Raw genomic sequence first — 10,918 nt, forward strand, 5'->3', positions numbered from 1 at the left:
CCGCAGGGGCGGCCGGAGCGACCGTGGTGGTCCCCGCGGCCCCCGCGGCCGCGGTACCCGACGGGGCCGAGGCGGCGACGCCGCCCGGCTTGTAGTCGGCGAAGAAGTCCCACCAGGCTCGGTCTACCGAATTCGGGTCCTGGAGGTACTGCTGATAGATCTCGTCGACGAGCCACTCATTGGGACCGAACGCAGCAGCGGGGTTCTTCTTCCCGGCTTGGTCCTCTGTCGAGGTGCTCGAGTTACTGGGGGACTGTGGCGACACGGCGGCAACCGCCCTCTTCCGCTTCACAAGGTGATGGACAGCGGGAATAAAGGCTACGCCTCCCGGACCGCGTAGGTCAGGCCGGGCCTGGTCATCGTCGCGTAAGTCACATCGAAAAGCGTGTTTCGGTGGTGGAAATGGCGGGAAACAAGCGAGGTTCCGATGCGGAACCGACACGTCGGGTCAGGACTGCGACCCCGAAAGGCCGAGCCTCCGTACGAGGACCGCGCGATGACACGTGTCCTGCTGCCCGATCACACGATTCACTCATGGATCTTGGGCTCTGGATTTGAACCCTACGTCAATCTGTCAAGCGAAGGCACGCCCGGAAGAGTGACCTCGATCCGGCAGCCACGCGGGGATTCGGCCACCCCGATCCGGCCGCCGTGCAGATCCACCGCCCAGCGGGCGATCGCGAGCCCGAGGCCCGTACCGCCGTCGCTGCCGGGACCGTGCGGGGCGACGACGCCGCCGCGGTTGAACCGCTCGAAGACGCGGTGCCACTCCGAGCGCGGGATGCCCGGACCCTCGTCCAGGATCTCCAGGTCCAGCGACTCGTGTCCCTCGCCGCGCCGGGCCTTCACCGTGACGCGGCCGTGCGGCGGGCTGTGCTTGACCGCGTTGTCGATGAGGTTGGCGACGACCTGGTGTATCCGCTCCGGATCCGCGTGCGCGGTCAGCTCGGGCGGCGAGACGTCCAGGTGCAGATGGACGTCCGTACGCGTGTGACTGCCGGAGCCGGAAGCGATGCCCGCGCGCGCCGAGGCCACCATGTTGGCCTCCTTCAGCACGCCGGACAGGTACGGCCACACCTCGAAGCGCCGCTTGCGCAGCGGTACGACGCCGTTGTCCAGGCGGGAGAGGTCGAGAAGCGTCTCCACGAGCCGCCCCAGCCGCTCCGTCTGCTTCAGGGCCGTACGCATCGTCTCGGGGTCGGCGGCGGACACGCCGTCCACCACGTTCTCCAGGACCGCGCGCAGGCCGGCGATGGGGGTGCGCAGCTCGTGGGAGACGTTCGCCACGAGTTCCTTGCGCTGGCGCTCCTGGGCCTCCAGGTCGTCGGCCATACGGTTGATCGTCTGGGCCAGGTCGCCCAGCTCGTCGCGGCGGTCGGCGCCCCTGACCCGGCGGGTGTAGTCGCCGTGTGAGATGCCCCGCGCCACGGTGTTCATCTCGTCCAGCGGAGACGTCAGCGAGTGCGCCACGAACTGGGTGATCAGCAGGGTCGCGATCACCGAGAAGACCGTGATGAAGCGCAGCTCCGTCTCGGTGCGCACCGCGATCATGAGCAGACCGGTGGTGATGAAGACCGAGACGACGACCAGAGCGCCGAGCTTCGTCTTGATCGAGAAGGGCCGCACCTCGCCCCAGGAGCCCGTGGCCGATCCCACCGCGGAAGCGGTACCGGCGGCCGACGTCGTCGCGGAAGCGGGGGCCGTTCCGGAAACCGATGCCGATCCGGACGCCGCACTCGAATCGGGCGCCGGACTCAGTCCGGACACCGAGCCCGTACCGGTACCGGTACCGGGCGGTGAATCCGAACCGGGGCCGACGAACGCACCCGTACCCGAGTCGGCGAGCGGTCCCGCGTCCGGGCCGGTGTGCGACCTCGCCCCCGAGCGCCTGCCGAAAAGCGAACGGGAACCCGCACCCGCCAGCACGCTCCTGCGCCACGCACCGATACCGCTCATCACTTCCGCCCCCTCAACCAGGGTGCCCGACTCTAGGGCGTCGGGGTCTCCAGCGCGTAGCCCACGCCATGAACCGTACGGATGCGCTCGGCGCCGATCTTCCGGCGCAGCGCCTTGATGTGGCTGTCCACGGTGCGGGTGCCGGACGCGTCGGCCCAGTCCCACACCTCGGCCAGCAGCTGCTCGCGCGAGAGCACCGCGCGCGGCGTGTTCGCGAGGCAGACCAGCAGGTCGAACTCCGTGGGCGTGAGATGCACGTCCTCGGAGCGCACCCGGACCCTGCGCTGCGCGTGGTCGATCTCCAGCTCGCCGAGCCGCAGGATGCCCGACCGCGGCGTCGACGCGGCCAGCGCGGCGCGCTCCACGCGTCGTAGCAGTACGTGCACGCGCGCGGCCAGCTCGCGCATCGAGAACGGCTTCGTCATGTAGTCGTCGGCGCCCACGCCGAGCCCGACCAGCATGTCCGTCTCGTCGTCGCGCGCGGTGAGCATCAGTACCGGCACCGGACGCGCCGCCTGTACCCGGCGGCAGACCTCCAGGCCGTCGAAGCCCGGCAGCATGATGTCGAGGATCAGCAGGTCGGGCTGCCATGCCTCGGCCGTGTCCACGGCGGCCGGCCCGTCACCCGCCGTTTGCACGAGGAATCCCTCGGCACGCAGGCGGGCGGCGATGGCGTCCACGATCGTGGGGTCGTCCTCGATCACCAACACGCGGCGCTGAGCGCCCGGCGTGGCCGCCGTGCCGTTCTGGGAGGTGTGTGTCTGCTCCATCGCCCGCCCCTGAGTGTGCTTTCCGGAACCAGTGGGGTGATTCCATGACTGCGCTTGACGCTTGAATGATCGGCGTCAGGTCAGCAGGGTACGGGCAGTGACCGCCGCTCGGCTATCCAGGCCCGACCGCGAGATGCACGACGTCCGGAACGCCCCGGGCAACCGGGATCTCTTCGGTACGCACCTGTCGGAACCCGGCATTCCCCAAGGTTCTTGCGAAATCAGGCGAGGGTTGGGCGGACCACACGGCCAGTACCCCACCGGGCCTCAACACCCTTGCGCACGCGGCGAGTCCGGCCGCCGAGTAGAGGTTTTCGTTGCCCTCTGTGACGGTCCACTCGGGTCCGTTGTCGATGTCGAGGCACAGCGCGTCGTACGTGTCGGACGTCTCATTGACGTATGCGACGAGATCCGCCTCGATGATCTCCGTGCGCGGATCCGCGAGCGCCCGCGCCGACAGCCCGGCGAGCGGACCGTCCTGGTGCCAGTCGACGATCGCCCGTTCCCGTTCGACGACGGCGATCCGGCCCCAGCGCGGCTCGGCGGCCGCGTGTGCGAGCGAGAAGCCGACGCCCAGGCCGCCGATCAGGACGTCGGGCCCCGGCCGGCCGTCCAGCGCGCCGAGCGCGGCCTCGACCAGCCGTCTCTCCGAGCGTCCGTCGGAGGTGTCCATGAGGAAACAGCCGTTGGCGATGATCTGCAGCAGCCCGCCGTGGCGGCGGAGCACGACCTCGCCGTACGGCCCCTCGCGACGGTCGATGACTTCAGGAGCGCCGTAGGAAGCGTCAGAGGAAGCGTCGTAGGAGGTGTCGTGCGAGGTGGTCATGCGGCCATCCTGGCAAGTTCCCCCAGTACGAGCAGCTGAATTCCGCCGGGCTGCCGAATTGCGTCGGGGCCGCGCCCGACCATGAGAGACGGCTGTGAATCGGCCCTTCCGTGGTCCCCGTCACAGACAGCCCGGCCGTGCGAAGCTGAGTGTGGGGGTGACGGAAGGAGCCTCCAAGGTGAAAAGGCCTGTGACGAGCGGCGCGGAGACGACGAACCCCGCTGCCCCCTCCGTCCCCCCTGCCTCCACCGATTCCACCGCCGATCCGGCCCTCGCTCCCGCAGCCGCTCCCGCCGCCGGGCTCGACGGCATCCCGCGTCAGCGGCCTCTCGCCGTCGAGCGGGTGCACGTCGCCGTCGCCTCCACCGAGAGCGCGCCCGCGGCTGCGGAGAACGCGCCCGCCACCACCGGGAGCGCCCGGCCCCTGCCCGCCCGCCTTCGCGGCGTCCGGCCCTGGCGGCTGTTCCCCACACCCACCGGGACCCCCTTCACCTTCGGGTACGCGGTCGTCCTCGCGGTGACCTCTCTCATCGCCGAGTACGCGGACCCGGACCTGGTGGACCGGGTGCTCCAGGCGTCCAGTACCGATGTGGCCCATCTGGCGCAGTCGCCGGTGCGTGTGCTGGTCGCCAGCGCGCTGTGGGTCGCGGGCGGCCTCACGTCGGCGTACGTGATCGCCTTTCTGCTGGTGCTCACCGCGTTGGAGCGGCGGATCGGCGGGTGGCGTACGGCGGGCGTCTTCCTGCTGGGACACGGCCTGGCGACGCTGGCCACCGAGATACCCGTCGGCCTCTCCGTCCTCGCCGGGCATCTCCCCGAGAGCTCGCTCCACCGCTACGACTACGGCATCAGCTTCGGTGTCGCCACGAGCGTCGGGGCGCTGGCCGGGCTGCTGGGGCCCTGGCTGCGCTGGACCGTGCTCGTGGTGTTCGGCTGGATGGTCATCGGCGACCTGATCGCGTTCACGGATCCGATGACGAACTGGGGGCACACGATGGCACTGGCCATCGGGGTGGCCACCTGGCCGCTGCTGCGACGGGTCAGCTCCAGGACGACGACCGGTACCCGGGAGACCCCTCGTACGGCACGGGCCTGCCCGTGAACGCGTCGAGGAGCATGCGGTCGCCGACCGGCCGGTCCAGCTCCACCGTCACCTTCCTCGCGCGCAGCTCCGTTGTGCAGGGACCGTCGGAGGGGTCGCGGATCCAGGCGGAGAACACCACGTTGTCCCCGCTCTCCAGCACGTCGACGCCGGGGCCGTCGTCACAGGACCCGTGGTGGGCGCGCAGCACGACGGTCCGGCCGTCCCGCGACACCGTGTCCAGTCCGGCGAGCTCCCACAGGTCATCCGTCAGGTCCGGTACGGGCTTGACCGGGGGCTTCGGAAGCTTCGAGGCGACGACCGCGGCGCGCTTGAGCGGCGTGTCGTAGCCCTTGATCGTGAAGTGCCAGGCGGGGACCGCCGCCGATCCCCGGCTGGTGTGGATCGCCATCTCCCCGAGCCGCGCACCGGTCACGGTGAGCCGGGGCCCGGGACCGGCCGGACCGGAACCCCCGCCGATCTGCTCGTACGCCGCACGCGCGGAGACGACAGGAACGGCCAGCGAGCCGCCGCTGCGCCAAGTGACCTCCCCCTTCTTCGCCGGGGCGCCGGGGAGGGAGCCGCGGATCTCGAAGTTCTGACGCTGGTACGCCTGCTTGTCGGCGTCGCTGTGGAAGGCCCCCTCGGGCAGCCGGACCGGGTCCCCGAGCGGGAAGTAGCCCTCACGCCACCCCCGCGCCGCCGCCGAGCCCTCCCAGGCGTCGGAGACCTGACGCGCGCGTTCCGCGGTACGGGCCGGGTCGTGCGTACCGGCATCGCCGTACTTGTCTCCGCAGGAGGTGACTCCGACGGCCGCGGTGGCGAACAGGCTCAGGCCGACGAGCAACCGACGCAGTTGTGCGGTCCGCATGATGCCCCCGAGGCGGACGACTGGAACGGACAAGGAATCCGACGCTGCACCTGTGACGCACCGGCCGGGCGAGACGTTCGCCGGGGTTCACCTGTCCTGTGCGATCGATCCTTGCGAGCCGCTGAAGCCGTGGCCCGTGGTGTGCAAGGTTGTTGTGGTCGTCTACCCGCGAAGCCGCGCAGATGTACTTTGCATCTTCGGTGAAAGCCAGACGGGCGCTCTCGTGGAGGCAGTCGGATTTCGTTCGTTGGCGGCGTCCGCCCTGGCTGGGGTGGCGACTGTGCCGATTCTGTTCATCACCTGCGGACTACCCGGGTCCGGCAGAATGGCATTGGCCCGAGCCCCGTGCGGGAGTGGTCAGTGTTTCTGTCGGCGGCTGAAGAGCTGACCGAGTTCGCTCTGTTTCGGCTGCTCGGGAGCAGTGGGCCCTTCCCGACCTCAGTATGCGGTGCTCGTGACGCCCGTGCGGGCAGCAGGCAGGACGGGAACTGAGTCGGCTGGTTCAGAGAACGTTGCGTAGGTCGACTACCGGCTGGTCCTGTGCGAGATCGGGTGCGAGGTAGGTGCGGTAACGGCCCTCGGTGAACATTTCCCGCAGGTACATCCCGGGGAAGTCCAGCAGATCGCGTCGGTTCGCCAGCGCGATCCGGACTCGATAGCGGCTGTCTCCGTCAAGGACCAGCACGTCGCACCAGTCCGACTCCGGTGCTTCGAGGCCGATCAAGGCGATGCGGTCCTCGGCCATCTGCCCGACCCAGGCAGCCAAGTCCTCCAACAGCCACGCCATGTTCATCCAGGACGGCGCACCGGCAGCGGGCTGCCAGTCGTACTTGCGGCGCCCTTCACGCCCTGTCTCGGGCGGTTCGCCCTCGGAGTACACGGGTGGCTCTGATGCGCCGTCGATCTCGGTGAATGTGATCTGCCGTGAGTGGAGGGTGAGTCCGGTGACGCGGAAGCGGTCGAGTCCGAGCTCGAAGGCGACTTCCGATGCATGGGTGAGGAATTCGCTGTCCAAAGCGGCCACAAGTCCCCTTCCAGGGCAGTAGTCGGCCGCCCCGGCCGATGCGGCGGGGCGGCCGAGCGGGAGTAGAGGCTTACCGCAGTTTGGTGTAGGACCCGACGTAGCGGTACCGGTCCTCGGTGACAGCCGCGGGGACCGTCTGCTTGAGGGGACTGTAGCCCGCGGCCAGCTTCTCGCTGCCGGTGGCCGTCGGTACCGCTCGTGCGGCTTGCAGCGTCGCGGTGGACGCGGAGGCCGCCAGGGGCTCATAGGAGCTCACGTACGTCTCGCTGCCGTCTGAAGTATCGCCCTCCTCCGCGGGAGCATTCCCGTCCACGGGCGTGTTCTCGTCGTCGGCATCACCCTCGTCTACTACCTCGTCCGCGGGGGCGTCGCTGTTGTCAGGAGCGTCTTCCTCCGCGATGACGACGTCGTTCTCTTCCTCCGCGACGACGCTGTCCTCGGCGGCGAGTGAGCGTCCGTTCTCCTTCGCCAGGGCCTTACTGACCCAGTTCGGGCACCGCACGACGCCCTTGCAGTACATCGTGATGACGCCCTTGTCCTGGCCGTCACGCTGCACCTTCTGGTTGACCGAGAGGATCATCTTGTACTGCTTGACGAGGCGGCACGTCCCGTTGTTGCAGTTGTACTTTCCCGCATAGCCCGTCATGTGATATGTCGTCGTATTCCCGACGCGATCGCGGTTCGGGGACTTCGCGATGTACTCGACCGCGGCGTACTTCGTAATGTTGTGCTTCTTCTTGACCTTGTTCCAGCCGAAGCCCTTGTCCTCTGCGCGGTTGTAGTAGCCGACCCGCAGAGAAGCCTTCCCCGGGCCGGAGTAGTCGAGGTGCTTGAGGATCTTGTACGCCGGGTTGGATGCGGCCGCCTCGGCTTCGCCGCTGGTCGTGGCGGCTGCCGGAATGGCGAAGGCGCCGAGCATGACTGTGGCCGCGACGGCAGCCACAGTGGTCTTGACTCGGTTCACTCCGGTCTTCCCCCTTATAGGTCTGTGCCGCACTGGGGGAGTCCGGCACGGCACAAGGGGAGACCTTGAGCAGTACATGATCAGGATTCAAAGGCTTACCAAGAGACAGCAGTTGTTTTCAGTCACCACGCATCCCTAATCCGATCGCTGCCGCGCCCTCCACCTCAACTGAGGTCGGAAAAGACTCAGTTACCGGTCTCGTCAGACTGGTACCCGGACACCCTTGCGTTTCCGGCGGCCAGCGTGGCAGACGGCGCCCGCTCAGAGGTTCGGTCCTGTTCCTGCGCGGAGCGTTCTGAGAGGAGGAAATCGCCCAGGGCGGCTCTCTCCCGTGCCGTTTCGGCTTGGAAGTCCGCGCCGATTCGCTTGCTGTGCCAGATGGCGCCCTCGATCCGTTCATAGTCCGGCCGCCACTCACGGGTGATGATGGGCCTGATGTGGTTGTGACGGAGGAGGGTGGAACCGGCCTTGCGGTTGATGCCGAACCAGTGCGCGCTCTTCTCGTGCCGTCGAGCCTGGGCTCGGTGGAGGGGTGGGATGACGCCTTTCATCCGAGCCGGGGAGTACGTGTTCATTGGCCTGGACGGCGGTCGCCAGGAGTCTGTGTTGCTCCAGTGCGCTATGGCATCCCCGAACACGGGGTCGTCCTTGTATGGGTACGTGACGCGGCGGCTGATCTCCTGGAAGAAGCGGAGACGGTCCAGCGTGGTTCCGTCCGCGAGACGACGCCAATAGGGCGAGGCGATGATGACGGCGAGGTCGACGGCCTCGGGATAGACCGCGGCGAACAGTTTGGACGTGCTGTATGCGCGGAAGGCCGTCGAATCGTCGTCGTCCGGTATGAGGACCCGTGCGCGTGCGTCCCAGGTGTGCCAGACGTGGCGGGGGGTTTCGGGAACCAGGACGGCGTCCCAGATGTGGCCGCAGAAGCTGAACGCGGTCAGCACCGCGTCGAAGGTTCTGGCCCAGCCACGGCGGCGCCGGAGACGAAGGTGCCGGTGTTGGGCCTTGATGACGGCGGGGAGTTCGCTCAGGTCGGCCGCGGGCTTGTCGGCGTCGGGCGGACCGATCCAAGTGCGGTGCCGCAGACAGACGTAACGGTGGTGCGGCAGGAGCCGTGTGACTCTCCCGCCGGGGTGCCTGGCGTCGCAGCGGTGACAGCCGGCCTGCGGGGTGTGGCGGAACATGGCCCAGTCCGGTTGCGGGGCGCGGAGTTCGGGCATGGCCCCGGCGAGTTCGTGGACGCTGCGGCCGGTGAGGGCGGCGAGCCGCTCGGGGATGACGATGCGGCGCATGCCGCCGGACTTCTCGCGCTGGGTCACCTGGACCCAGAGGTGACTGATGTCGAGGCCGTGGAGGGTGGCCAGGCGGCTGATGTAGGAGGCGGCGATCTCGTGCCGGGCAGGCGGGACGGGATCGGGCAGACGACGCAGGAGCATCAGGGTGCCCGCCTCCGCCGGGAGGAGGGCTTGGCCGGTGCAGTGAGCTTCTCGGACTGCTCGGCGGCGAAGTCGATCGGGACGAGCGCGAGGAGGTCCTCGGTGATCTGCTCGCTCTCGTCCTCGATGGCCAGCACGGCGGCGCCGCGGATGAGCTGGGACAGGCTGCCGATCATGCCGCCGGTGCGGTGGAAGATGTACTCGCTCAGCTCGGTGAGTGTGCCCGGGGTGTGGTTGTGCAGCCGGAGCATGGATTCCAGGGTGTCGACCAGGGCCCGCCAGGTTTCCTTGTCCTCGGCGGTGGCGTGCGAGAACGGGGCGGCAGGGATGACGACGAAGCGTCCGGCGATCTGCCGTCCGCGGGTGCCGGCGAACAGGCCCTGGGACTCGATGTCGATGCCCGCGTAAGCGAAGGTGGCGGGTAGCCGTTCGGCGAAGTACTTCAGCTGGTCGGAGGCTTCGGCCCCGGACCTGGTCGCCAGGTTGAGGTTGTGCAACTCGTCGACGAGGACGAGGTCGACATGGACATGCGCGGCGGTCACGCAGACCGCGTCGACGATGTCGGTGACGTTGGCCCCGGAGGGGAAGGTCAGGCCGAAGAAGCGGGCGAACTCCATCGCGAGCATCTTCGGAGTAGCCGCGGGCGGGACGGTCGCGTAGAGGACCGGGAGCCGGTTGCGGTCGCGGAAGTGCCGCTTGCGGATGGCCAGTTCGTGGGCCCGACCCAGCTGGGTCAGGGCGGTGGTCTTCCCGGTGCCAGAGGCGCCGGACAGGATCACACCGCGGCGGGCGGAGATCTGGTTGCGGTTGAGCTGGATCAGCAGCCGGGAAGTGGCGATGACCTTGCGGATGGTCGGGGTGTTCACCATAGGGAGATCGGCGTGATACTCCCGGCGCTGTTCGTCATCGCGTATCCGTTCCCGCCCGCTCAGCGCTGCCCGTTCCGCGGCCGTCTGCAGCCGGGGCGGGGCGGGTTCGTGCTCGACGAAGTGACGCCATCCCTCCTTGGTGGTAAGCGGGCTGTCCGGCGGAGCCTGCGCAGCCGTGTCCATGTCCGGGGTGCGTGAGGGGGAGGGCTTGCTCATAGCCACCTTTCAGCTTCAGCGTGGGCGTCGAAAACCCCGAAGGGCATCACTGCTGCGGACGGCTGGGCCTCGGGAGCCGGTTCGGGCGCGGTCTCGGGCCCTGTGGCGGGCGCGGGGAGGGCGGCCGCGACACGGGTGCGGCCCACCACCTTGGCCGATTTCGTGTCCGGCCCGTGCTCGGCGCGGGACAGCAACTCGTCCAGGACGCGGGCGACGACCGCTTCGTTGGTGTCGTCCAGGCCGGCCTCAATGGCCAGACGGCGAGCGTGCTGCCAGGTGAAGTCCGCGAACGGCGCGTTCACCAGCGGAAGATGGACCCAGGGGATGGTGATCCAGCCTTGCTGGGTTCGTACGAACACCTGCGACAGGTCGTAGGGGTCGTAGTGCACTTCCCAGAGCCCGCGCTTGGCGGCGTGCCCGGAGTGCTGGCGCCGATGCGGCCCCAACTCGGCGCTGTCGTAGGTGCGGTAGTTGATCCGGATGCCGTAGTCGTTGACGGCCCGCCAGGCCACCGGCAGCAGCTCCAGGTAGTCCTCGCTCCGCAGTACCAGCGGCAGATAGCCGCAGGCTGCCACCAGCGAGGCGTACTTGTCGTTCGGGGACACTGCCTTCTTCGGCCGGAACGGGTCGCGCAGACTGTCATGCGGCCTGGCCTGCCACCCGGCCAGCAGCCATTCGTCGAGAAGATCCTGGAGTTCGGGGATGGTCCAGACGGCTTGGTCCTCGACCCGTTCGCCGCGGCGCGAGACGTTGGATCCGGTGTAGCCGGCGACGTGCTGGCAGAACAGCGTGTTGATCGCAGAAAATGTGGCCTCCACGATTCCCTTGTCACGAGTCGTCCACTGCACCCGATCAGTCCGGTCAGCCCGGAGTTGTGAGGGTGACGCACCCGTTCCATCCCT

11 protein-coding genes are annotated in these 10,918 nt (G+C 68.6%); 1 reads left to right on the forward strand and 10 read right to left on the reverse strand.

The genetic code is table 11. The features are described 5' to 3' along the window. The 4 genes from O3Q52_RS38865 to O3Q52_RS38880 all read right to left on the reverse strand — a co-directional run. Positions 1–265 (reverse strand): hypothetical protein (locus O3Q52_RS38865; protein ID WP_269653295.1); only part of this gene is annotated, 265 nt, incomplete at its 3' end. A 296-nt stretch (positions 266–561) separates the two neighbouring features. Next, positions 562–1,656, reverse strand: coding sequence for a HAMP domain-containing sensor histidine kinase (locus tag O3Q52_RS38870; RefSeq protein WP_269653296.1), 1,095 nt, complete (start codon positions 1,654–1,656; stop codon positions 562–564). Positions 1,657–1,988: 332 nt separating this feature from the next. Continuing rightward, positions 1,989–2,726, reverse strand: a complete 738-nt coding sequence (locus O3Q52_RS38875; RefSeq protein WP_055617694.1) for a response regulator transcription factor — start codon at positions 2,724–2,726, stop codon at positions 1,989–1,991. 112 nt (positions 2,727–2,838) lie between these two features. Then, the gene (locus O3Q52_RS38880) at positions 2,839–3,552 is read right to left on the reverse strand and encodes a spermidine synthase (protein WP_269653297.1); all 714 of its coding nucleotides are present in this window, start codon (positions 3,550–3,552) and stop codon (positions 2,839–2,841) included. Positions 3,553–3,730: 178 nt separating this feature from the next. Between O3Q52_RS38880 and O3Q52_RS38885 the strand changes: the two genes are divergently transcribed. Beyond that, entirely contained in the window at positions 3,731–4,654 is a 924-nt protein-coding gene (locus O3Q52_RS38885; RefSeq protein WP_269653298.1) for a rhomboid-like protein, read from the forward strand. Here the strand turns inward: O3Q52_RS38885 and O3Q52_RS38890 are convergent. The 6 genes from O3Q52_RS38890 to O3Q52_RS38915 all read right to left on the reverse strand — a co-directional run. Then, positions 4,593–5,537: a hypothetical protein gene (locus O3Q52_RS38890; RefSeq protein ID WP_269653299.1), complete on the reverse strand. Its 945-nt coding sequence runs from the start codon at positions 5,535–5,537 to the stop codon at positions 4,593–4,595. The two genes, O3Q52_RS38885 and O3Q52_RS38890, sit on opposite strands and share 62 nt — an antisense overlap. 469 nt (positions 5,538–6,006) lie before the next feature. Further along, positions 6,007–6,519: a hypothetical protein gene (locus tag O3Q52_RS38895; protein ID WP_269653300.1), complete on the reverse strand. Its 513-nt coding sequence runs from the start codon at positions 6,517–6,519 to the stop codon at positions 6,007–6,009. 79 nt (positions 6,520–6,598) lie between these two features. Beyond that, positions 6,599–7,492: a hypothetical protein gene (locus O3Q52_RS38900; RefSeq protein WP_269653301.1), complete on the reverse strand. Its 894-nt coding sequence runs from the start codon at positions 7,490–7,492 to the stop codon at positions 6,599–6,601. A gap of 185 nt (positions 7,493–7,677) precedes the next feature. After that, entirely contained in the window at positions 7,678–8,931 is a 1,254-nt protein-coding gene (locus O3Q52_RS38905) for a TniQ family protein (RefSeq protein WP_269653302.1), read from the reverse strand. Continuing rightward, positions 8,931–10,016 (reverse strand): ATP-binding protein, encoded by a 1,086-nt coding sequence (locus tag O3Q52_RS38910; RefSeq protein ID WP_269653303.1) that lies wholly within the window; start codon positions 10,014–10,016, stop codon positions 8,931–8,933. Before O3Q52_RS38910 ends, O3Q52_RS38905 begins: the two co-directional genes overlap by 1 nt. Beyond that, on the reverse strand, positions 10,013–10,918 hold a 906-nt coding region (locus O3Q52_RS38915), incomplete at its 5' end, for a Mu transposase C-terminal domain-containing protein (protein ID WP_269653304.1). The genes O3Q52_RS38915 and O3Q52_RS38910, both read right to left, overlap by 4 nt.

This window comes from Streptomyces sp. ActVer (genome assembly GCF_027270795.1).
GTDB lineage: Bacteria > Actinomycetota > Actinomycetes > Streptomycetales > Streptomycetaceae > Streptomyces > Streptomyces umbrinus_A.

Bases quoted from the DNA above. Each gene is read 5' to 3' on its own strand.
- O3Q52_RS38875 (WP_055617694.1), bottom strand. From the start codon at position 2,726: ATGGAGCAGACACACACCTCCCAGAACGGCACGGCGGCCACGCCGGGC.
- O3Q52_RS38905 (WP_269653302.1), bottom strand. From the start codon at position 8,931: ATGCTCCTGCGTCGTCTGCCCGATCCCGTCCCGCCTGCCCGGCACGAG.
- O3Q52_RS38910 (WP_269653303.1), bottom strand. From the start codon at position 10,016: ATGAGCAAGCCCTCCCCCTCACGCACCCCGGACATGGACACGGCTGCG.
- O3Q52_RS38880 (WP_269653297.1), bottom strand. From the start codon at position 3,552: ATGACCACCTCGCACGACACCTCCTACGACGCTTCCTCTGACGCTTCC.